Annotated in this window: 23 protein-coding genes; 14 read left to right on the top strand and 9 right to left on the bottom strand. The window is 65.7% G+C overall.

The annotated features are described in order from the left end of the window. Positions 1–18 precede the first annotated feature (18 nt). The 6 genes from thiL to mnmA all read right to left on the bottom strand — a co-directional run bounded on the left by thiL (position 19) and on the right by mnmA (position 6,297). Entirely contained in the window at positions 19–936 is a 918-nt protein-coding gene (gene thiL / locus AC13EK_RS06200) for a thiamine-phosphate kinase (RefSeq protein ID WP_069336363.1), read from the bottom strand. A 154-nt stretch (positions 937–1,090) separates the two neighbouring features. Continuing rightward, entirely contained in the window at positions 1,091–1,537 is a 447-nt protein-coding gene (nusB, locus tag AC13EK_RS06195) for a transcription antitermination factor NusB (RefSeq protein WP_004208836.1), read from the bottom strand. A gap of 84 nt (positions 1,538–1,621) precedes the next feature. Then, complete coding sequence (gene hisD / locus AC13EK_RS06190) at positions 1,622–2,908, bottom strand: histidinol dehydrogenase (protein ID WP_069336364.1); 1,287 nt, start codon at positions 2,906–2,908, stop codon at positions 1,622–1,624. Next, a complete protein-coding gene (hisG, locus tag AC13EK_RS06185) occupies positions 2,898–3,560 on the bottom strand; it encodes an ATP phosphoribosyltransferase (protein ID WP_004208839.1) in 663 nt (220 codons plus the stop codon). The genes hisD and hisG overlap by 11 nt, the downstream gene beginning before the upstream one ends. Positions 3,561–3,626: 66 nt before the next feature. Further along, positions 3,627–5,090, bottom strand: coding sequence for a CYTH and CHAD domain-containing protein (locus AC13EK_RS06180; protein WP_277788322.1), 1,464 nt, complete (start codon positions 5,088–5,090; stop codon positions 3,627–3,629). Positions 5,091–5,190: 100 nt separating this feature from the next. Next, a complete protein-coding gene (gene mnmA / locus AC13EK_RS06175; protein WP_010336936.1) occupies positions 5,191–6,297 on the bottom strand; it encodes a tRNA 2-thiouridine(34) synthase MnmA in 1,107 nt (368 codons plus the stop codon). Positions 6,298–6,591: 294 nt separating this feature from the next. Between mnmA and AC13EK_RS06170 the strand changes: the two genes are divergently transcribed. The 3 genes from AC13EK_RS06170 (at position 6,592) to AC13EK_RS06160 (ending at position 7,580) form a co-directional block, all read left to right on the top strand. After that, the gene (locus AC13EK_RS06170; protein WP_289305503.1) at positions 6,592–6,720 is read left to right on the top strand and encodes a hypothetical protein; all 129 of its coding nucleotides are present in this window, start codon (positions 6,592–6,594) and stop codon (positions 6,718–6,720) included. 107 nt (positions 6,721–6,827) lie between these two features. Continuing rightward, the gene (sciP, locus tag AC13EK_RS06165; protein WP_004208844.1) at positions 6,828–7,127 is read left to right on the top strand and encodes a CtrA inhibitor SciP; all 300 of its coding nucleotides are present in this window, start codon (positions 6,828–6,830) and stop codon (positions 7,125–7,127) included. 195 nt (positions 7,128–7,322) lie between these two features. Further along, positions 7,323–7,580, top strand: a complete 258-nt coding sequence (locus AC13EK_RS06160) for a GlsB/YeaQ/YmgE family stress response membrane protein (protein WP_004208845.1) — start codon at positions 7,323–7,325, stop codon at positions 7,578–7,580. Between the two features lie 59 nt (positions 7,581–7,639). Here the strand turns inward: AC13EK_RS06160 and AC13EK_RS06155 are convergent, their stop codons facing one another. Continuing rightward, positions 7,640–7,888 carry a GlsB/YeaQ/YmgE family stress response membrane protein gene (locus AC13EK_RS06155; RefSeq protein WP_069336366.1) on the bottom strand — a complete coding sequence of 83 codons (249 nt, stop codon included), beginning with the start codon at positions 7,886–7,888 and terminating at the stop codon, positions 7,640–7,642. A 232-nt stretch (positions 7,889–8,120) separates the two neighbouring features. Here AC13EK_RS06155 and AC13EK_RS06150 point away from each other — a divergent pair, with 232 nt between their 5' ends. The 3 genes from AC13EK_RS06150 (at position 8,121) to AC13EK_RS06140 (ending at position 13,897) form a co-directional block, all read left to right on the top strand. Continuing rightward, positions 8,121–9,293 carry an efflux RND transporter periplasmic adaptor subunit gene (locus AC13EK_RS06150; RefSeq protein WP_069336367.1) on the top strand — a complete coding sequence of 391 codons (1,173 nt, stop codon included), beginning with the start codon at positions 8,121–8,123 and terminating at the stop codon, positions 9,291–9,293. A gap of 92 nt (positions 9,294–9,385) precedes the next feature. Further along, positions 9,386–12,550: an efflux RND transporter permease subunit gene (locus tag AC13EK_RS06145; protein WP_097384716.1), complete on the top strand. Its 3,165-nt coding sequence runs from the start codon at positions 9,386–9,388 to the stop codon at positions 12,548–12,550. An 81-nt stretch (positions 12,551–12,631) separates the two neighbouring features. After that, positions 12,632–13,897: a DUF445 domain-containing protein gene (locus AC13EK_RS06140; protein ID WP_069336369.1), complete on the top strand. Its 1,266-nt coding sequence runs from the start codon at positions 12,632–12,634 to the stop codon at positions 13,895–13,897. Between the two features lie 90 nt (positions 13,898–13,987). Here AC13EK_RS06140 and AC13EK_RS06135 read toward each other — a convergent pair whose 3' ends face one another. Then, a complete protein-coding gene (locus AC13EK_RS06135; protein ID WP_069336370.1) occupies positions 13,988–14,572 on the bottom strand; it encodes a hypothetical protein in 585 nt (194 codons plus the stop codon). A gap of 187 nt (positions 14,573–14,759) precedes the next feature. Between AC13EK_RS06135 and AC13EK_RS06130 the strand changes: the two genes are divergently transcribed. From AC13EK_RS06130 to ribH, 6 genes are all read left to right on the top strand, one after another. After that, positions 14,760–15,449 carry an energy transducer TonB gene (locus tag AC13EK_RS06130; RefSeq protein ID WP_069336371.1) on the top strand — a complete coding sequence of 230 codons (690 nt, stop codon included), beginning with the start codon at positions 14,760–14,762 and terminating at the stop codon, positions 15,447–15,449. A 51-nt stretch (positions 15,450–15,500) separates the two neighbouring features. Continuing rightward, positions 15,501–16,001, top strand: coding sequence for a hypothetical protein (locus tag AC13EK_RS06125; protein WP_004208853.1), 501 nt, complete (start codon positions 15,501–15,503; stop codon positions 15,999–16,001). Positions 16,002–16,036: 35 nt separating this feature from the next. Then, entirely contained in the window at positions 16,037–16,990 is a 954-nt protein-coding gene (ribD, locus tag AC13EK_RS06120) for a bifunctional diaminohydroxyphosphoribosylaminopyrimidine deaminase/5-amino-6-(5-phosphoribosylamino)uracil reductase RibD (RefSeq protein WP_069336404.1), read from the top strand. A gap of 36 nt (positions 16,991–17,026) precedes the next feature. Then, entirely contained in the window at positions 17,027–17,635 is a 609-nt protein-coding gene (locus AC13EK_RS06115) for a riboflavin synthase (RefSeq protein WP_069336372.1), read from the top strand. 73 nt (positions 17,636–17,708) lie between these two features. Further along, a complete protein-coding gene (gene ribB, locus AC13EK_RS06110) occupies positions 17,709–18,989 on the top strand; it encodes a 3,4-dihydroxy-2-butanone-4-phosphate synthase (RefSeq protein WP_069336373.1) in 1,281 nt (426 codons plus the stop codon). Positions 18,990–19,000: 11 nt separating this feature from the next. Further along, positions 19,001–19,423, top strand: coding sequence for a 6,7-dimethyl-8-ribityllumazine synthase (gene ribH / locus AC13EK_RS06105; RefSeq protein WP_017501105.1), 423 nt, complete (start codon positions 19,001–19,003; stop codon positions 19,421–19,423). Positions 19,424–19,498: 75 nt separating this feature from the next. Here ribH and AC13EK_RS06100 read toward each other — a convergent pair whose 3' ends face one another. Further along, positions 19,499–20,590 carry an alkene reductase gene (locus AC13EK_RS06100; RefSeq protein ID WP_069336374.1) on the bottom strand — a complete coding sequence of 364 codons (1,092 nt, stop codon included), beginning with the start codon at positions 20,588–20,590 and terminating at the stop codon, positions 19,499–19,501. Between the two features lie 68 nt (positions 20,591–20,658). Between AC13EK_RS06100 and AC13EK_RS06095 the strand changes: the two genes are divergently transcribed. Then, on the top strand, positions 20,659–21,540 hold the full coding sequence (locus tag AC13EK_RS06095) for a DMT family transporter (RefSeq protein WP_069336375.1): 882 nt from the start codon (positions 20,659–20,661) through the stop codon (positions 21,538–21,540). A gap of 9 nt (positions 21,541–21,549) precedes the next feature. After that, on the top strand, positions 21,550–22,215 hold the full coding sequence (locus tag AC13EK_RS06090) for a COQ9 family protein (protein WP_069336376.1): 666 nt from the start codon (positions 21,550–21,552) through the stop codon (positions 22,213–22,215). Positions 22,216–22,279 lie beyond the last annotated feature (64 nt).

Here is a 22,279-nt window from a genome sequence, read left to right as displayed (position 1 = left end):
GTAGCGCAATGATCCAGATCAGCCATGTTCCCAGCCAAGCCGGTCGGGCAACGGCATGACCGCGCCGTCGATCAGCAGGGTCAGGCCCGCCCCTTCTGCGAAACGGCCGATCGGGATCGCGCGCACCGGCGGCGACACGCCGGGCGGCAGCGCGAAAAGCAGTTCATAATCGTCGCCGGCACGGGCAGCGGCGAGCTGGATCGCGGTGCTGGCACCGCGCACGCTTTCGAGCGCCGGGGATAGCGGGATATGGTCGATGGTGACGGCGAGGTTGCTGGCCGCGCCCATGCGCGCGGCATCGATCAGCAGGCCGTCGGACAGGTCCATCATCGCGGTTGCGAGGCGGGCCAGCAAGGTGCCCTCTGCCAGACGCGGGCGCGGTCGGCGATAGGCGGCGACCAGCGGGCCGGATGCGGCAGGATCGGCGCGGGCAAGGTCGAGACCGATGCCGGCATCGCCGACCGGCCCGGTGACATAGAGGCGGTCGCCCGCCCGCGCGCCGGCGCGGCTGGGGACCGGCGTGCTGGTCGCCTCACCGATCGCGGTCAGGCTGTAGCTGCGCGGTGCGCCGGCGGGCATGCTGACCGTGTCACCGCCGAGCAGCGGCATGGCATGACGCTCCAGCGCCTCGCCCAGACCTTCGAGGAAAGCTGCGTCCCAGCCATCGTCGCCCGACAGGCTGTAGTTGAGCAGGCAGCCCACGGGCTTCGCGCCCTTGGCGGCAAGGTCCGACAGATTCACCGCCGCCAGTTTCCAGCCGATATCGGCCGGCGGATCGGTGGGGAGATAATGGACGCCCTCCACCATCGTGTCGCTGGTAAGGATGAGACGCGTGTCGCCGACCGGCAGCACCGCGACATCGTCCTGCAAACCCTGCGCGGCAGGATCATGGGCGAGCAGGCGCAGCAGGGTGAGGAAGCGGGATTCGGCGGACATGATGTAATCTCTATCCCAGCACCCGCTTCTACAGAATCATCCGTCATCCCCGCGGACGCGGGGATCCATTGCGCGCTATGTTGGCGAGGAAGCGCTGAATGGATCCCGGATCAAATCCGGGATGACGTCCATTACAGAACGCGTCCGTGCAACCTTATTTCCGCACGTCCTTCGACACACCGTCGAGCAGGCCGTTGACGAAGCCGGCTTCGCGCTTGTCGTAGAAGGCGTGGGCGACGTCGACATATTCGCTGATGACGGTGCCGGTCGCGACATCCTGACGGGCGAGCAGTTCATAGGTGCCCGCGCGCAGGATCTGGCGCATCGGCTTGTCGAGGCGGTCGAGGGTCCAGCCGCTCGACAGGCGCGCGCTGATCAGCCCGTCAATCTCGGCGCGGCGACGGTCGACGCCCGACACGACATCATCGAAGAAATTCTGCTCAGCCTCGGCATAGGTCACATCCTCGATCGTCGCACCCAGGCGATGTTCGTGGAATTCGTGCAGCAGCAGATGGAGCGGCGTGCCCTCCATTTCGAGCTGGTAGAGCGCCTGGACCGCGGCGAGGCGCGCGGCGGAGCGGGATTTGGAGCGGTCGTTCATGCGGCTTTCTAATCCGTGAATATCATGCCTGTCGAGAAGCCCGCATAACCGGTTCTCGACAGGCTCGAACCGAACGGGAAGAAATCAGAGCCGCAGCGCGACCGATGCGGCGTGTGCGGGCAGCCCTTCCGCCTCCGCAAGAGCGACGGCCGCGGGGCCGATCGCCTGGATCGCGGCGGGGGTAAGGCCAAGAAAACTGGTGCGCTTCATGAAATCGAGCACCGAAAGGCCCGAGGAAAAGCGCGCCCGGCGACCGGTCGGCAGCACATGGTTGGGGCCAGCGACATAATCGCCCACCGCCTCGGGCGTCATGCGGCCAAGGAAGACCGAGCCGGCGTGGCGGACCTGCGCGAAATAGCGGTCGGGATCGTCGACAGCGAGTTCCAGATGTTCGGGCGCGAGTCGATCGACCAGCGGCATCGCTTCATCCAGGTCGCGGACCAGGATGATCGCGCCATTGGCGGCCCAGCTGGTGGTGGCGACGGCCTGCGTCGACAGCAGCGGCAGGCGGCGCATAACTGCCCGTTCGACGGCGTCGGCAAAGGCGGCATCGTCGGTAAAGAGGATCGACTGGCTGGTCGGGTCATGTTCCGACTGGCTCAGGAGATCGGCGGCGATCCAGTCGGCGTCGTTCCGGCCATCGGCAACGACCACGATTTCGGACGGGCCGGCAACCATGTCGATGCCGACCACGCCGTAGAGCTGGCGCTTGGCTTCGGCGACCCAGGCATTGCCGGGACCGGTGATGACGTCAACCGGCTTGATGCGATCGGTGCCATAGGCCAGTGCGGCGACGGCCTGCGCGCCACCGACGCGCCAGATTTCCTCGATCCCCGCGATCTGGGCAGCGGCCAGCACCAGCGGGTTGATTTCCCCTTTCGGCGTTGGCGTGACCATGGCGATGCGCTGTACGCCCGCGACCTTGGCGGGGATGACGTTCATCAGCAGCGAGCTGGGATAGGCGGCGCGGCCACCCGGCACATAAAGGCCAGCAGCATCCACCGCGGTCCAGCGCGCGCCGAGGCGCACGCCGGCGGCGTCGATACCGTCACTATCCACCGGCCTTTGCTTTTCATGATAGGCGGTGATGCGCGCGGCCGCGAGTTCGAGCGCGTCGCGCAGCGGCGTTGACAGGCCCTCGAGCGCGGCGCGACAGTCGGCCGGATCGACCGCCCAGCCGCTAACATCCAGATCATGATGGTCAAAGCGGCTGGTATAATCGGCGAGCGCCGTGTCGCCATGGGCGCGCACGGCCTTCAGGATGGCGCCGACGTCGCGGGACACATCCTCATCCGCCTCGCGCCGGGCATCGACCAGAGCGGTGAAATCGGCCGCGAAACCGGCGGCCTTGCTGTCGAGCCTAAGCGGCATCGCGCACCTCCACAGCCTTGCGGAACGCCTCCACTAGCGTGGTGAGATCGGCCGAACGCATCTTGTAGGCGGCGCGATTGACGATCAGCCGCGCCGAAACCGGCATGATGATCGCGGTTTCAACCAGGCCATTGGCCTTGAGCGTGGCGCCCGAGGACACAAGGTCGACGATCCGGCGCGACAGGCCGAGCGAGGGCGCCAGTTCCATCGCGCCATTCAATTTCACGCATTCGGCCTGAAGCCCGCGCGCCTCATAATATTTGCGGGTGAGATGGGGATATTTGGTGGCGACGCGGACATGGCTCATCGCCGCCTGATCCTCGTCGCCCGCATCCGCCGGCTCGGCGACCGACAGGCGGCAATGGCCGATATTGAGGTCCACCGGAGCGTAAAGTTCGGAATAATCGAACTCATCGACCACGTCGGAACCTACGATGCCGATCTGGGCTGCGCCATGGGCGACGAAGGTCGCCACGTCGAAGGCGCGCACGCGGATGATCGACACATCGGGCCGGTTGGTGGCGAAGCGCAGCGCCCGGCTCTTCTTGTCATGAAATTCCGCCTCCGGTTCGATACCGGCTTTGGCGAGCAGGGGCAGCGCCTCTTCGAGGATGCGGCCCTTGGGGATGGCGAAGGTGATCGGGCGAGTCATGACCGGCGGGCCTTAGCCATCGGAGCGCCAAAGCACAAGATTTTCGGGCCACGATGGCTGGAAGGCTCAGCCCCAGAAGCGCCTGGTGTCGAGCAGAGCGGCATAGGCCTTTTCGGCGCGGCGCAGCAGGCGGCGCTGCGCCTTGTCATCCGGCGCGGGCCAATCGAAGTCGATACCGGCCGCCGCGAGGGTGGCGGGCGCGGTCGCCAGATCGTTGAGCGCGCCCAGATCATCCTGCAGCTTTTCCAGCATGGCGGAGAAGGCAGCATGGCGCCGCTGCTGTTTGTTCTTCGGGAAAAGCGGCGCGAAAAATTCGCTGGCGTAGCGGAGTTTCTTGGCGGCGATGCGGGCCTGATGGCGCCGCTCGTCGCTGCGCCTGGCAAGATTCTTCCCCTTGCGCTTCAGCCGCCTGTGTCGATCCGACAGGATTTCGGCAGCAAAGGGCCTGACAGGCCCATGCAGCAAAGCGGCATCGGCCGGCTGGCTACACCAGTCGCCCAGCGCCAGCCATTCGGCGAGATCCAGCATCAGGATACGGGTCTCGCGCGCCTGCAGGCGCAGTTCGGCGTCGGCCAGCGCTTCCGCCCGGACAAGCGCGAGGCGGGCGGCGGCATCATCAGGCAGGCTGGGCAACAGAACGTCGATATTGCGGACCCGGCCCAGCGTGGCAGCGAGCGCACGCAGGCCATCCCTGAGCGGCGCGAGTGCCGGGTCGCCCGCCAGCACCGGCGCAAAGATCGACAGCGCCGAGCGCAGCCGGCGCAGCCCCACCCGCGCCTGATGCAGCGCGCCGGGCGCACCGGTGGTGAACAGCAGATCCTCGTTCAGGCGGAATTGGCGGATGCAGCCCTGGGCGATGGCACGAAAGGCCTGCTCGACGGTTGCGTCCGGTGCGATCGCAATGGGTTCGGCCTTTGCCGGCTTGCGCCGTTCCTTCGCCAGCAGGGCATAGCCGCGGTCCGACTTGGAACGCATGCCCAGGCGCAGCGGCACCAGGTCGTTGAGCTGACGGGCCATGGCAAAGAGCAGCGCCGGATCGCCCGACAATAATTCCAGTTCCACCTCTGCCAGCGGGGTGGCACGACGGCCGACCCGAACCCGGCCGATGTCGATCGCGCATTCGACCCCCTGCCCGTCCCGATTGAGACGATGCACGGTGCGTTCGATATCGGTGACAAAAATCTTGTCGGCGGTCGCGACAGTGGCGGCACCGACGGCCCGATCGAGCGGATCGGGAATCGAATCGAACAGCGGGACATTGCCGTCGACCGGCTTTTCCCATTCCGAGCGGGCAAAGAGGCCAGCCGCCCTGCCGCCATCAGCCTTGATCGTCTGAACATGGGCACGCCCCTTGCGCCGGACGCGCAGCGAAAAACCGGCACGGTGCAGATCGAGCGCGGGGGTGTCGAAATAGGTCGCAACCAGATGGGCCGCCTGCCCCTTCTGCCCGGCAAACAGCGGCGCATCGGCCAGCAGGGCGCGATCGGCCGGGTCAAATTCCAGCTTCAGCTCGACTTCGCGGTTGTCCATCCGTGCGCCCCTTGTTGCGAGCGGTGCCCCGGGGCGGGGACGCTAGATCGAATCGGGCACGAAAGGAAATATAAATGTCACAATTGGCCGTGCCGCCGGCTCAGGCGGCCTCGGCCAGCGCAGCCTCGGTCGCGGCGATCCAGCCGCCGCCCAGCACCTGATCGCCGGCGTAGAGAACCGCCGCCTGCCCTGGCGCGACACCATATTCGGGCGCGTCGAAGATCAGCCGGTCTCCTTCGAGGCGCGCCGGAACCGGCTTGGCCATGGAGCGGACCTTGGCCGTCAAAGGCCCGGTAAAATCGCGACCAAGCCAGTTGATGTCGCTGAGGCGCGCGCCCGACACGGCCAGCGCGACCTTCGGCCCGACGATCACCCGCCGTCCTTCGGCATCGAGCCGCACGACATAGAGCGGTTCGGCCTGGCCACCAATTTCCAGCCCCTTGCGCTGGCCGACCGTATAATGGATCAGCCCCTTGTGCCGGCCCAGCACCCGGCCATCGACATGGACGATGTCGCCGCCCTCGTCCGCATCGGGGCGCAGCTTGCGCACGATCTTGGCATAATCGCCATCGGGCACGAAGCAGATGTCCTGGCTGTCGGGCTTCAACGCCACCGACAGGCCGAGTTCGGCGGCGATCTCGCGCACCTGCGGCTTGGGCAGGCCGCCCAGCGGGAAACGCAGATAGTCGAGCTGGGCCTGAGTCGTGGCGAACAGGAAATAGCTCTGGTCGCGCGCCGGATCGGCGGCGCGGTGCAGTTCCGCGCCCTGCGGCCCTTCGACCCGGCGAACATAATGACCGGTCGCCAGACAGTCGGCACCCAGGTCTCGCGCGATCTGGAACAGGTCGGTGAACTTCACCCCCATATTGCATTTCACGCACGGGATGGGGGTGCGGCCGGCCATATATTCATCGGCAAAGTCGGCGATCACCGAATCGCGAAACTGGCTTTCATAATCAAAGACATAATGCGCAATGCCGATGCGGTCGGCGACGGCGCGCGCATCGCGGATATCCTGCCCCGCGCAACAGCTGCCGGTACGGCCGACGGCCGCGCCATGATCGTAAAGCTGGAGCGTCACGCCGATCACTTCCGCGCCGGTCTTCGCGGCGAGCGCGGCGACGACGCTGCTGTCCACGCCGCCGGACATGGCAACGACAATGCGCCGCTGCGAGAGCGGCTCTGGGAGCTGAAATTCGGGCTGCATGGCCGCCCATATAGTCGCAGGCGGCGCCGCGTTCCAGCATCTTCCCCAAGAGGCGCATCGTTTCGATGACGAAAATGTGTCCGGCATTTACCGGACCTTATCGATTAGCCCGGTAGAAGCCTGGTCATGGATCTGAGTTTTCTCCGGACAGGCGGGCTGAAACCCGCCCTGACAAGGCCGACAGGCCGGGCACGCGTCCCGGCCTGGCCTTTCCTGCGGGCGGCTTCGGCTGCGGCGCAGGCGGCCAGTCCCACGGCCTTGGCGGTCGCGGGCGTCCTGCGGGGGCAGGACGGGATGGAGGACTGGATTCAGGAACTGGCCGAGGTTTTCGCGCCACGTTCCGACGGCAAGATCGAAGCCGTTCGTCTCGCAGGAAGCTTTAACCCGCTGATCGCGAGCCATTTAGGGGTGGGGCAAGGATGATGAAGCCTGTGTTTACCTTGGGGCTTTAGCCGATCTTCAGGGCTGATGTGACAACGAGGTTTCGCTGCTGAATTCGGCAACGCCAATGCCGCTAATTGAGGGTAAAGATGATAGAGAACCAGAAAATCAGGCCTGCACAGGTCGTAGGACCGCTCGGCGAACCCCTGACGCTGGAAAATCTGCCGCCCGTGAACACCACTCGCTGGGTGGTGCGTCGCAAGGCAGAAGTCGTCGCTGCCGTCAATGGAGGTCTGCTGACCGTGGACGAAGCATGCGCCCGCTACAGTCTGACGCTGGAAGAATTTGCCAGCTGGCAACGCGCGGTGGACCGTTCGGGCATGCATGGCCTGCGCGTCACGCGCATCCAATATTATAAGTCGCTCTACGAGCGGCAGCAGAAATATTGAGAGATCGGGTGCCGCCGACGGGCGGACACCGTAGAAAATGATGCGGGGGCCGCCGGACAGACCGTCCGGCGGCCCCTTTCGCGTTGCGGGTCGGGGATGGTTTCCAAGGCGGAATCATTTTGTGCGGGAACGCGAAGCCATGTTCCGGGTTGAATAGCCAGCAAACCCGTTGGGGGTGTGGTCAAGGAGAGTAACATGGGCATCATCTTGTGGCTTATCGTCGGCGGCATCATTGGCTGGCTCGCCAGCATGATCATGCGCACCGATGCGCAGCAGGGCATCCTGCTGAACATCGTCGTCGGCATCGTCGGCGCCTTCATCGGCGGCCTGATCTTCAGTGGCGGCTCGATCAACAATGCCGGACTGACGCTCTACAGCTTCCTCGTTTCGCTATTGGGTGCGGTCATCCTGCTGGCGATCGTCAACCTGGTACGGCGCGGATCGGTCCGCTAACGACCGGACATTCCATATTAAAGGCCGTGTCCTTCCCAAAAGGACGCGGCCTTTTTGCGTCAGCGCCGGACGCTGAACCAGCGATAGAGCGCCAGCACCGCGATCGCGCCCAGCACGGCGGCGATGAAGCTGGCACGCTGACCCGGTGCATAAAAGCCCATGATCTGCCCGACAAAGGCCGCCAGCAAGGCCCCGGCCATGCCCAACAGGATGGTGACGACGCAGCCCCCCGGATCGCGGCCCGGCATGACCAGCCGCGCCAATGCCCCCGCGAGCAGGCCCGTCATGATCCATCCCAGCAATTCCATGGTGCGCATCCTCTTATATTAGCCAACCCGCCCCAAGGCGCGGCATAGCGACATAGTCCGGCCCCTTTGGCAAGAGACGGACAAGATGCAAGAGCCCGCCAGCCCTTTCGCATCAGCACAATTGGCTTTGCGAAGGCCCGTCCAAGCGTGATATTGGGGCTTGAGGGCGGTGATATATTCATATAACACAGTTCCGAGTTTGGGCGGAACCCGCCGGAGAGATGGAAACGGCATGAATTACGAAACTACGCTGACGGGCGAATCGTCCGCGATCCTGGTCGATGACGAAGACCGGATTCGCCGTCGCCGCCGGCTGCTGATCATCGGTGGCGTTGTTGCGGTTGCGCTGGTGGCGGTGGCTGTCGCGCTGTCGATGCGTGGCAAGGATGCCGCCGCACCCGACGCCGCTCCGCAGGCACCGGTCGTGACCGTACTGACCCCCGGCCAGACGATGGTTGCCCGCACCGTGAGCAGCACCGGATCGCTGGCCGCCCGTGTCGACATGCCGGTCGGCGTGGTCGGCGAAGGCGGCATGGTGACGCGCGTGCTGGTGCAACCGGGCGACTGGGTCCGTGCCGGCCAGGTGCTGGCTACCGTCGAACGCTCGGTCCAGAGCGAGCAGGTCAATTCGCTGGCCGCCCAGGTCGAGGTGCAGCGCGCCAATGCCAAGCTGGCCCAGGCCCAGTTGGAACGCGCCAAGGCATTGGTCGGCCGTGGCTTCATCAGCGCCGCCGACATCGACCAGCGCACCGCAACTCGTGACCAGGCCGTCGCCCAGGTCCGCGTGGCCGAGGCGCAACTGGCCGAACAGCGCGCCCGCACCGGCCGCCTGGACATCCGCGCGCCGGCATCCGGGCTGGTGCTGACCCGCACGGTCGAGCCCGGCCAGATCGTCCAGGCCGGCGGCGGCACATTGTTCCGCATGGCCAAGGATGGCGAGATGGAAATGCAGGCGCAGGTGGCCGAAGCCGATCTGGCAACGCTGCGCGCCGGCAACAGCGCGACCGTGACCCCGGTCGGCAGCAACCAGCATTTCAGCGGTCGCGTCTGGCAGGTATCGCCGGTCGTCGATCCGCAGACCCGCCAGGGCATCGCTCGCATCGCGGTCGCCTATAATGACGCGATCCGCCCCGGCGGTTTCGCGTCGGCGACGATCACCAGCGGCTCGGGCAATGCCCCGCTGCTGCCGGAATCGGCTGTGCAGAGCGACGCCAAGGGCAGCTATGTCTATATCGTCAACGGCAAGAACCAGGTCGAACGGCGCGACGTGAAGGTGGGCCAGGTGTCCGACACGGGCGTCGCCATCACCAGCGGCATCACCGGCGCCGAGCGCATCGTGACGTCAGCCGGCGCCTTCCTGACCGTGGGGCAGAAGGTGAAGCCGGAAGCGCTCAAGGCGCGCTGACGCAATGGTCCCGGCCGGGTCACCATGCCCGGACCGGCAGGACTAACAATATTGGAAGCGGGCGCGGTGGCGTCCGGTGAGGGAAGCCCGTCATGAGTTTTCGCAATATCTCCGCATGGGCGATCCGCAATCCGGTGCCGCCGCTGGTCCTGTTCGCCGCGCTGATGCTGGCCGGTGTCGTCAGCTTCCTGCGGATGGACATCAACCAAAATCCCGACATCAGCTTCCCCATGGTCAGCGTCACCGTGTCCCAGCCGGGCGCCGCGCCGACCGAACTGGAAACCCAGGTGACCCAGCGGGTCGAGGCCGCTGTGCGCGGCATCAGCGGGGTCGAGGACATCACCTCCTTCGCGTCCGAAGGACAGTCGCTGACCAATGTCCAGTTCAAGATCGGCACGCCGGTCGATCGCGCGGTCAACGACGTCAAGAATGCCGTCGACCAGATTCGTAGCGACCTGCCCGACGGCATTTTGGAACCGCAGGTCCAGCGCATCGACGTGGATGGTGGCCCGATCGCCTATTTCAGCGCCGAAGCGACCGACATGACGCTGGAGGAACTGTCCTGGTATGTCGACAATACGGTCGCCAAGCGATTGCTGTCTGTCAGCGGCATGGCAGCGGTGCGGCGCGGCGGCGGCGTCAGCCGCGAGATCCGCGTCATTCTGGATCCTGCCCGCCTGCAGGCCTATGGCGTCACCGCCGCCCAGGTGAATGCGCAGCTGAGCCAGGTCAACATCAACGCGGCCGGCGGCCGCACCGAAATTGCCGGTGCCGAACAGTCGATCCGCGTGCTGGGCAATGCGCGCAACGCCCATGATCTGGGCCAGACCCAGATCGCCATTTCCGGCGGCCGCACGGTCAAGCTGGCCGATATTGCCGATGTTCGCGACATGTATGCCGAACAGCGCAGCCTGGCGCTAATGAACGGCCGGCAGGTGACCAGCTTCAGCCTGGAAAAGGCCAAGGGATCGTCCGACGTCACCGTCTATGACGATGCCATGAAGGTGCTGGACAAGCTCAAGAAGGAAAATCCCAAGGTCCAGTTCAAGCAGCTCTATTCGAGCGTCGAATATACACGCGGCCAGTATCACAGTGCCATGTCGGCGATGATCGAGGGCGCAGTGCTGGCGGTCGTCATCGTCTTCCTGTTCCTGCGCGACTGGCGCGCGACGATGATCTCTGCCCTCGCCATCCCGCTGTCGGCGATCCCGTCCTTCTGGTTCATGGACATGCTGGGCTTTACGCTGAACGGCATTTCGCTGCTGGCATTGAGCCTGGTGGCGGGCGTGCTGGTCGATGACGCGATCGTGGAAATCGAGAATATCGTGCGCCACATGCGCATGGGCAAATCGGCCTATCAGGCGTCGATCGACGCAGCCGACGAAATCGGCCTGGCCGTGCTGGCGACCACCATGGCGATCGTCGCGGTGTTCCTGCCGGTCGCACTGATGCCGGGCATTTCGGGTCAGTTCTTCATCCAGTTCGGCATGACCGTGGTCGTGTCGGTGCTGATGAGCCTGGCCGTGGCGCGCCTGATCACGCCGATGATCGCAGCCTATTTCCTGAAGGCCCATGGCGAGGCGAGCCATGGCGAGGGCTGGCTGATGGACCGCTATATGAGCGTGCTCCACTGGTCGCTGGACCAGCGCAAGGCAAAGGCACGGCGCGCGCGCGGCGGTTTCCGCAACCGCTTCGTCGCCTTCTTCGTCGACCATCGCGTGTGGACGCTGGGCATCGGCATGCTCGCCTTCGTGGCGACCCTGTTCGCCTTTGGCACTTTGCCCATGACCTTCCAGCCGACGATCAACACCGATTTCAGCCAGGTGAAGATCGAAACCGTGCCGGGCAGCACGCTGGAACAGACCACCGCCATTACCCGCAAGGTTGCCGACATGCTGGCGGCCGACACGGATGTGGTCGAGGCCGCCTTTGCCGATATCGAGCCGACCAGCGCCGACATCTTCCTGACGCTCAAGAAGACCCGGCCGATGTCGTCGGTGGATTGGGAACGCAAGATCGCGCCCAAGTTCCAGACGATCGCCGACGCACGGGTCAATTTCCAGTCGCAGTCGGGCGGCGGCTTCGGCCGCGACATCATCATGATGTATGGTTCGGACGATCCGGAGCTGCTGGAAAAGACCGCCAACCAGCTGGTGCATGAAATGGCCGGCATCCGCGAACTGCGCGCACCGCGCGTGCAGGGCGACATGCAACGGCCCGAAATCATCATCAAGCCGCGCCTCGACCTGGCCGCCAGCATGGGCGTGACGACGGCCGCACTCAGCCAGTCGATCCGCATCGCCACGATCGGCGACATCGACCAGAATGTCGCCAAATTCTCGCTGTCCGATCGCCAGATCCCGATCCGCGTCGCCCTGGCCGAGGATAGCCGCAAGGATATCGCCACGATCGAGAATATGCCGGTGCCGACGGTGTCGGGCGGCTCGGTCCCGCTCAAGGTGGTAGCCGACATCAGCTTTGGCGCAGGCCCGACGCAGATTCGCCGCTACAACCAGATCCGCCGCGTCGTCGTCGGCGCGGACCTGGCGCCGGGCATCGTCACCAGCCAGGCCAACCAGAAGATCAACGAACTGCCGACGATGAAGGCCATCAAGGAAGGCCGCATCCAGGGCGTGCAGAAGATCGAGGCAGGCGACAGCAAGTTCCAGGCGGAAATGCTGACCAACTTCGTGATCGCCGTCTTCTCCGGCATCATGCTGGTGCTGGCGGTGCTGGTGCTGCTCTACAAGCGGATCATGCCGCCCTTCGTGAACCTGGGGTCGCTGCTGCTGGCACCGCTGGGCGGGGCGATCGCGCTGCACATTGCCGGCCAGCCCATGTCGCTGCCGGTGTTCATCGGCCTGCTGATGCTGCTGGGCATCGTCGCCAAGAACTCGATCCTGGTGATCGACTTCGCGCTGGAGGAAATGGAAAAGGGCGTGCCCAAGCAGGAGGCGATTCTCGATGCCGGCCACAAGCGTGCGCAGCCGATCGTGATGACCACGGTCGCGATGGTCGCGGGCATGGTGCCGACGGCCCTGTCGCTGTCGGGTGACGCCGCCTGGCGAGCACCGATGGGCATCACCGTGATCGGCGGCCTGCTGCTGTCGACGGTGCTGACGCTGGTGATCGTGCCGGCCGTGTTCAGCCTGGCGCTGGGTGTCGAACAATGGGCCGGGCCGCGGCTCAGCCGCCGCTTCCTGACCCACAAGTCGCACGACGGCCATTCGGGCAGCCATGCCCAGCCGGCTGAATAAGGGGCCGGGATCGCGCGGGCAGCCTCATGGCAAAATATGGGGCTTGCCTGAACGAAACGGGCGCGTAACCGTTTCACCGCCATGAAGCTGCTGCGCATGCCCCGTTCGCCCCTCGACGCCGCCGCCCATCCCGCGCGGCGCATGCGGCTGGTGGCGACGGGGATGTTGCTGGCGATGGCGGCGATCTTCATCGCGGCGCGCGCCACCGTCCATCTCCACCCCGCGATCGGCTTCGTCCAGGCCTTTGCCGAGGCGGCGATGGTCGGCGGCCTGGCGGACTGGTTCGCGGTCACCGCCCTGTTCCGCCATCCGCTTGGCCTGCCAATCCCGCATACGGCGATCATTCCGCGCAACAAGGACCGGATCGGCGACACGCTGGCGATCTTCCTGCGTGACAATTTCCTGACCCCGGCCGTCGTCGCTCGGCGGATGCGCGGCATGGACGTGGCCGGCGCGGCCGGTCGCTTCCTGGCCAGCCCGTCCGCCGGCGACGGGCGACTGCGTGTCGGCGCGTCCCGGCTGCTCGCCGACATGCTGGAGGCGCTGGATCAGGAACGACTGGGCGGCATGGTGAAGGGCGCGATCGGCCAGCGGCTGCGCGCTATCAATGTCGGCCCGCTGGTGGGGCAAGCAATCGAGGCCGCGATGCGCGACGGCCGCCATGCGCCGGTGATGGATGGCATCATCCAGTGGGCAGATAGGGCGCTGGAGGCGAATGACCATCTGATCCGCCAGATGGTGCATGAGCGCGCGGGCACGGTGCTGCGCTGGACCGGGCTGGACGAAAATCTGGCCAATGCGATTCTCGGCGGCCTGCGCAAGTTGTTGGCGGACATGGCCGCCGATCCCGGTCACAGCCTGCGCCTCAAGGCCGAGGAAGGCATGGCCAAGCTCGCCTTCGACCTGCAGTTCGACATCGAGATGCAGGCGAAGGCCGCGAAAATTCGAGACGAGATACTCGATAATCCGGCGATGCAGCGCTGGATCGAGGGGATGTGGGAACAGGCCCGCACCGGCCTGCTGCGTGCGGTGCGCGATCCGGGCAAGGCGATGGCGGGGCGACTGGGCGAGGCGTTGCAGCAACTGGGTGGCACCCTGCAGGAGGATGCGCGGCTGAAACTCGTGATCAATCGCTTCGTGCGGCGCGGCGCGGTCGGCGCCACGGCGACCTATGGCGATTCGATCGTCAAGCTGGTGAGCGAGACGGTGCGCGGATGGGATGCCGGAACGGTCACCAGCCGGCTGGAGAATGCGGTCGGCCGGGACCTGCAATATATCCGCATCAACGGCACGCTGGTCGGCGGGCTGGTGGGGCTGGTGATCCACGCGATCGACACATTCTTCTGAGAAATGGTCGGGGCGCATCGGGCCAAAAACGACGCGCCCCGACCGGAACCGGTCGCACAGAGGAGACGGCTTCCGGTTCCTAACTGAACGTCAGTCTTCGGGACCGCCCTCTCTGCCGGGCGGCGGCGGCGATGGCGGTAACTCGTCGGCGCTCAGCACGCCGTCCCCATTGCGGTCGAGATCATGGAACATGGCGAGCGACGGCGCGGAAAATTCGGCGCGATCGATCACGCCATCCTCATTGCCATCCTCGGGATAGGGCATGGCGCGGCCCGGAGGTGGGGGTGGAGCGGCGTCGCCACGCTGGCCGCCGGGCGGTGGTCCTCCCGGCGGGGGGCCGCCGGCGCCACCGGGGCCGCCACGGCCATGCCGGCGTTCGCCCTGCCCTTCCTGCCGCGGGCCGCGCTGATGGCCCAGCATCTGCTGCATGGCGTCAGCTGAAATCGCCCCATCGCCATCCGAATCCATCGCCGAAAAGCGGCGGTCGAGCCAGGCCTGCATCTCGTCCCGCGTGATCCGGCCATCACCGTCGGCATCGGCAGCCCAGGGCCCATCGGGTCGTGCCCCGCCGTCATGCGGACCTTCCGTGCGCGCGGACAGGTCGGCTGGCTGCTGGGCGAACAGTGGCACCGGCAGCAACAGGGTCGACAATAGCAGCATCGTGGGAAGGCGCATCGGGGTTCCTGGATTTGCGTTGCCGCAGTGTCTCGCATCGCCGCATTGCCCCGATATGTCCCGAGGCGACGCGAATATTTCAGGCGCATCGCCCCTTTGAAAATTGACGTTGCAACATATCATATTTTGATGTTGTATCATTTCATGGTTGCCGGAGAGACGGCGCCACGAGAGGAGGGTGCAGTCCATGTATATGACGATGCAACCGACACAGGATGCGACCCGGTCGGGCTATGCCGCGCGGCGCAAATCACCGATCGGGATCGGCGGGGCAATTGCGGTCCATGCCGTTGTGGTCGGCGCCTTCCTGCTGATGCCCAAGGAGGTCATCGACTGGGTCCGCCCGACGCCGCCGATCACCGGCTATCCCGTACCGCTGCCCCCGCCGCCTGAACCGGCACCACCGGAACCGACCACCCAGACGGTCCAGACCAACCCGCTGCCGCAAAAGCCGACCATCACCGATCCGATTGTGCCGATGCCCGTCCCGACGGGGACGACGGTCGAAACCGGCCCATCCTCGCCCTTTGACGGCTCCGGAGCCGGGACGGTCATCGATCCGCCTTTGCCCCCGTTACATGTTCCGGTGCTTGTCGATGCGACGATAGCGCCAAACGCACTGGGTTCTTTCCAGCCCGATTATCCCGGCGCGATGATCCGCCAGGGGCTGGAAGGCAACGTCACCGTGCGTGTCACCATCAGCCCGGAAGGGCGCGTCAGCGACATCGTCAAGATTTCGGCGACCGACGAGAGTTTCTGGCTCGCGACCCAGAAGCATGCGCTGCGCAAATGGCGCTTCCGGCCGGCAACGCGCGACGGCGTCGCGGTGAGCAGCGTCAAGACGCTGACCGTGCGCTTCACCCTGATCGATCGCTGAACAAAGGACGGGCGGGCTAGCCCCGCCCGTTCCTTCATTGAGGGATGTTCGATGGATCATTTTGCATCCGCGCCCGCCCTGCCCTATAAGCGCGGCATGGCGATATTTCCCCGTCCCGTTTCTCCCAAGAGCGCCTTTGGTGATTTCTGGAGCTATTTCCGGCAGCAGCGCCAGCATAAATGGCCGCTGCTCGGTGTGTCCGCGGCCTTCACCTATGTGATCGTCTGGGCCTTCATCGTCGATGCGAACACCAACACGATGCCGACCCGCAACAAGATCATCTATGTCCAGAGTTGGGATGCGAACCGTTCCGACGCGGCGGTGATCCTGCAGCAGAAGATCGACTTCGCCAAGCGCGAGGCGGCCCTCGTCAAGCAGCAGAAGAAGATGCAGGGCTTTGCCGACGCATTCGGCATCGAATGGCGCGACGAAGAGGCCCGCAACACCGCACGGCGCAAGGAGGCCGTCCGCCAGATCAATGGCTTGCTGGACCAGCGGCTGGCCAAGGCGGAGGCCGAGCAGAAGGTCGACGCGGCGACCGCCAAACCCTGACCATGACCACCGACGTCGCCGCTGACCGTCGCTACATGGCGGCGGCGATCGCCCTGTCGGAACGTGGCCGGGGCTTGTCCACGCCCAACCCAAATGTCGGCTGCCTGATCGTGCGCGACGGCCATGTCGTCGGCCGAGGATGGACCCAAAGGGGCGGCCGCCCCCATGCCGAGGCACAGGCGCTGGACGAGGCGCTGGACCGGGCCGAAGGTGCCACCGCCTATGTGACGCTGGAGCCCTGTTTTCACCTGAGCCCGCGCGGGCCGCGCTGCGCCGACCTGATGGCGCGGGCCGGCGTCGCCCGAGTCGTGATTGCGCTGCGCGATCCCGATCCACGCACCGATGGCCAGGGCGCAGCCTGGCTGCGCGAGCGTGGCGTTGCGGTCGAGATGGGGCTGATGGCGGCCGAGGCCGCCGAGGCGATGCGCGGCTTCGTGCTGCGCCAGACTCGGGGGCGCCCGGCAGTGACGCTGAAGCTGGGACTCTCGCTCGACGGGCGGATCGCCCTCGCTGACGGCTCGAGTCGCTGGATCACCGGGCCGGATGCCCGTGCCCATGCCCATCTGGAGCGGGCACGGCATGACGCCATATTGGTCGGCGGCGGCACGCTGCGCGCCGATGCGCCCAGTCTGGACGTGCGCCTGCCGGGGCTGGAAGATCGATCGCCCCGCCGGCTGCTGCTGAGCCGCGGCCCGGCGCCCGAAGGCTGGAGCGCGATTGCCGATCCGGAGGATATCGCGACGCTCGACCGGGTCGATCATCTGATGATCGAGGGCGGCGCCGAGACCGCCGCCGCCTTCCTGCGCGCCGATCTGATCGACCGGCTGCTGCTCTATCGCGCGCCGATCCTGATCGGATCGGGCCTGGCCGGGATCGGCGATATCGGCCTGACCGACCTGGCCGATGCCCATGGGCGCTGGCACCAGACCGATCAGCGTCAGTTCGGCCCGGACCGGCTGGAGGTTTACGCGCGGACGCGCAGCGCCTAGATCAGCGCAAATTTCTTTCCCAAGGATCTGGGCACCATGTTCACCGGCATCATCACCGACATCGGCACCATCCGCACCCATGAGCAGCGCGGCGACCTGCGCCTGGTCATCGAAAGCGGCTATGACATGGAGACGGTGGCGATCGGCGCATCGATCGCCTGTTCGGGCGCCTGCCTGACGGTGGTGGAAAAGGGGCCGGGCTGGTTCGCGGTCGACCTGTCGGCCGAGACCGTCGCCCGCACCGCGCCGGGCCTGTGGGCGCACGGCGGCAAGCTTAACCTGGAACGCGCGTTGAAGGTCGGCGACGAACTGGGCGGCCATATCGTCACCGGCCATGTCGACGGCATCGGCCATCTGGTGTCGGCCAGCCGCGAGGGCGATTCGATCCGCCTGGTCATCAGCGCACCGGCCGAACTGGCCGCCGCACTGGCCGCCAAGGGATCGATCACATTGGACGGCATCTCGCTGACCGTGAACAGCGTCGAGGACCAGCCCGACGGCAGCGTCCATTTCGGCCTCAACATCATCCCGCACACCGCGATCGCCACCACGCTGGACAGCCTGCCCGACGGCCGGGCGTTCAACCTGGAGATCGATGTGCTGGCCCGCTATCTCGACCGGATGCAGAGCCTTCGCAGCAAATGATGTGATTTCACCCTTGAAGAAATCACATTGCAGTGTGATATAACTCTCATACCCGATCCGGGAAGGAGTGTTTATGTCGTCCTCGCTTATCGATTCCGTCCGCGCCCTCGTTACCGATGGCGGCATGTCCCGATCGGGTCTGGCGCGCGCCGCCGGCCTGCACGCCAACAGCCTGCGCAAGCTGGGCGAAGGCGACTGGAACCCGACGGCCGAGACGCTGGGCAAGCTGGAAGCCTATCTGCTGAAGCGAGAGGGCGGCACCGCACTTGCCAGCCCCGAGGAAATCATCAACGAGGCCCGCAACGGCCGCATGTTCATCCTGGTCGATGACGAGGATCGCGAAAATGAAGGCGATCTGGTCATCCCCGCCCAGATGGCGACCCCCGACGCGATCAATTTCATGGCTACCCATGGCCGCGGCCTCATCTGCCTGGCGCTGACCAAGGGCCGGGTTGAAGAACTGGGCCTGGACCTGATGAGCCGCAACAACGGCACCCGCCATGAAACCGCCTTCACCGTATCGATCGAGGCGCGCGAAGGCGTCACCACTGGCATCAGCGCCGCCGACCGCGCCCGTACCGTTTCCGTCGCGATCGATTCCGGCAAGAGCAAGCAGGACATCGTCACGCCGGGCCATATCTTCCCGCTGATCGCCAAGGACGGCGGCGTGCTGGTCCGCACCGGCCATACCGAGGCCGCCGTCGATGTCGCCCGCCTCGCCGGCCTCAACCCGTCCGGCGTCATCTGCGAGGTGATGAAGGATGACGGCACGATGGCGCGCCTCGACGACCTCATCCCCTTCGCCGCCAAGCACAAGATGAAGATCGGCACGATCCGCGACCTGATCGCCTATCGTCGCCGCCACGACCATGTCGTCGAGCGCCGCGCCGAAACCGTCTTTGAAAGCAAGTGGGGCGGCGAATGGAAGGCGATCACCTTCTTCAACAAGGCGACCAAGTCGGAACAGCTGGTGCTGCAGAAGGGCAAGGTCGACCCCGACCAGCCGACCCTGGTGCGCATGCATCAGCTGGCCCCGCTGAGCGACATTTTCGGCGGCGAAGGGCCGCGCGGCGACGTGCTGGCCCGGTCGATGGACATCATCGCCAAGGAAGGCGCCGGCGTGGTCGTGCTGCTGCGTGACGGCGAACCCGACATGCTGACCCGGATGATCCAGGCCCATGCCGGCAAGCAGCCCGGTGGCATGGACGAACTGCGCGACTATGGCGTAGGCGCGCAGATCCTGGCGGAGCTGGGCGTGCATGACATGATCCTGCTCAGCAACACCCAGCACAGCCTGATCGCCCTTGACGGCTATGACCTGGCCGTGGTTGGGCAGCGTCCGATCGAGCTCTGAAGGATATTCGCATGGCCAAGTTTCTCATCGTCGAAGCCCGCTTCTACGACCATCTCAACGACCTGCTGATCGAAGGCGCGAAGGCCGCGCTGGACGAAGCCGGCCACAAATATGAGGTGGTGACCGTTCCGGGGGCGCTGGAAATCCCCGGTGCGATCGCACTGGCAGCCGAGACCGGTCGCTATGACGGCTTCGTCGCGATCGGCGTGGTGATCCGCGGCGAAACCTATCATTTCGAAGTGGTGTCGAACGAAAGCGCGCGCGGCCTGATGGCACTGAGCATGGATGCTATCGCAATCGGCAACGGCATCCTGACCGTCGAGAATGAGGAGCAGGCCCTGGTCCGCGCCCGTCCCGACCAGAAGGACAAGGGCGGCGAAGCGGCCAAGGCAGCGATCGCCATGTTGGGCCTGCGCGAGCGTTTCGCGATCTGATCAGCGGCCTTTCGGCAGACACAAGGAAGGGCGCGCTCCGCGAGGAACGCGCCCTTCTTCATGGGTGAAGAGGGATCAGGCGGCCGCCTTTTCCTCGGCCAGGGTCGGATAGTCGGTATAACCTTCCGTGCCCTGGCTGTAGAAGGTCGCCATCTGCGCCGGGGTCAGCGGCGCGCCTTCCCGCAGGCGATCGACCAGATCGGGATTGGCGAGGAAGGGACGACCAAAGCTGATCGCGTCGGCCAGGCCAGAGGCGAGATCGGCCTGCGCACGATCAAGCCCATAATCGCTGTTGAGAACCAGCGGCCCCTTGAAATGCTGGCGTATCAGCGGCGACAGGCGCGGCACGTCGGTGGCGCCGAAGGTGCCGTCCGGGCCGGGCTCGCGCAGTTCGAGGAAGGCGATGCCGATCTGGTTCAGCACATCGGCGGCGGCGGCAAACAGCGGCTCGGGATTGCTGTCATTGACGCCCTGGGTATCGCCATTGGGCGACAGGCGCACGGACACGCGATCGGCGCCGATCGCATCGACCACCGCCTGAGTCACTTCACGCAGCAGGCGGACGCGATTTTCGATGCTGCCGCCATAGATGTCATCGCGAAAATTGCTGTTGTCGCGCAGGAACTGGTCGATCAGATAGCCATTCGCGGCGTGGATCTGGACCCCGTCGAAGCCGGCGGCGATCGCATTGTTGGCCGCCTTCACATAGTCGGCGATGATGCCGGGAATTTCGTCGATGGCGAGCGGACGAGCGACCTCATAGGGCTTCTTGCCCTCATAGGTATGGGCATCGCCCGGCGTCGCGGTGGCACTGGAGGAAACCGGCTGCTCGCCGGTGACGGCCGAATGGACGGCGCGGCCCATGTGCCAGAGCTGGGCGACGATCAGCCCGCCCTTGTCATGCACGGCCTGGGTGACCGGCTTCCAGGCCGCGACCTGTTCGTCGGACCAGAGGCCCGGTGCATAGGGCCAGCCCAGGCCCTGGTGCGAAATGCCGGTCGCCTCGCTGATGATGAGGCCGGCCGAGGCGCGCTGCGCATAATAATCGACCATGATCGGGGTCGGGACATGATCGCGGGTGGCGCGGCCACGGGTGAGCGGCGCCATGATGGCGCGGTTGGCGGCGGTATCGGCGCCGAGCTTTATCGGATCGAAAATAGTGGTCATGAAACCTCCCTCACGAACGTTGCAATTTGCAACGGGACTTGATGCAGAAAGCCAGCTAGGGAGCCGCCATGGCCGCTTCAACCCCCATGGCGCATATCGCAACGCCCAAACTCGCTTTTCCGGCGCTGATCCTGGCCAATATCATTCTGGCACTGGGCCCGGTGCTGGTGCGGCTGGCCGATGTCGGGCCGGTGGCCGCCGCCTTCTGGCGATTGGCGATCGCCATGCCCTTCCTGTTCATCCTGGCATTGCCGAAGCTGCGCAAGATCCGCTTGTCGCGCGGCCAGTGGACGATCGTGATTCTGGCCGGCGTCTGCTTTGCTGCCGATCTGGCTGCCTGGCATCTGGGCATCGGCCATACCAAGGTCGCCAACGCGACGCTGTTCGGCAATATGAGCGCACTGATGCTGCCGCTCTGGGGCCTCATCGTGCTGCGGGAGCATGTATCGAAGCTGCAGATCGGCGCGCTGATCCTGGCCACGATCGGCGCGGCCATATTGATGGGCAACAGCTATGAGCTGTCGCCTGTCAACCTGAAGGGCGACCTGTTCTGCCTGCTCGCCGGGTTGCTCTACACCACCTATCTGCTGCTGATCCAGGGCGCGCGCAAGCGGCTGGACAGCTGGTCGGTGCTGGCGATCGTCAGTGCGGCCGGGGCCTTGCCGCTGCTGCTCGCCGCCAATGCGATGGGCGAAACGGTGATGCCGCAAGACTGGACGCCGCTCATCATCCTCGCCCTGTCCAGCCAGATCGTTGGCCAGGGGTTGCTCACCTATGCGCTCGGCTGCTTTTCGCCGCTGGTGCTGGGGCTCAGCCTGTTGCTGCAACCCGCCGTCGCCGCGCTGGCCGGTTGGCTGCTGTTCGGCGAAACATTGAGCGCGACCGACATTGTCGGCGGCGTGGCCGTGGCGATCGCACTGGTGCTTGTGCGCCTGCCCCGACGGGCCTAGGTTACGACCATGAGCGACCAGACCCAAGACCTGACCCTGGACGAAATCCGCGCACTGCTGGCGCCGGTACTGCCGCGCCACGCCGCCTTTGATGGCTGGCGGCCTGAAGCGGTGGCGATGGCGGCGGCGGAAAAGGGCATCGATGCCGATGTCGCCGCGCTGGCCTTCGACGGCGGCGCCATGGGCATGATCGAGGCCTGGTTCGCCAGCATCGACGCCCGGATGCTGGAGGTGCTGCCTCCCGAAAAGCTCGCCGCCATGTCGATCCGCAAGAAGATCAGCGCGCTGATCGAAACCCGCCTGGCCCTGCTTGCGCCCGACCGCGAAGCGCTGCGCCGGGCGCAGGCGATCCTGGCGATGCCGGCCAATGCCGTGCGCGCCGCCAAGCTGGGCTGGCAGGCCGCCGATATCATGTGGCGCGCGGCGGGCGACACCGCCACCGACCTCAACCATTATAGCAAGCGGGCAACGCTGGGCAGCATCTATGCCGCGACGCTGCTGACCTTCGTCAATGACGAGAGCGAGGATCATGCCGATAGCCGCGCCTTCCTGGCCCGGCGGATCGAGGGGATCATGCGTTTCGAGAAGATGAAGGCCCGGTTCAAGGGCGTGGGCGATGGCGAGCATCTCAGCCTGTCGCGCTTCATCGGCCGGCTGCGCTACCCGGCGGTGTGAAGTTCGGGCTGGCCTTCACCAGACGTAATTGATAGTCAGTCGCAAATCTGATTTCTGGTTAAGA

It is taken from the genome of Sphingobium sp. L-44 (assembly GCF_056859495.1).
Note: the sequence above shows the minus strand (reverse complement) of the source record. Positions and strands in the feature narration are given on the sequence as shown.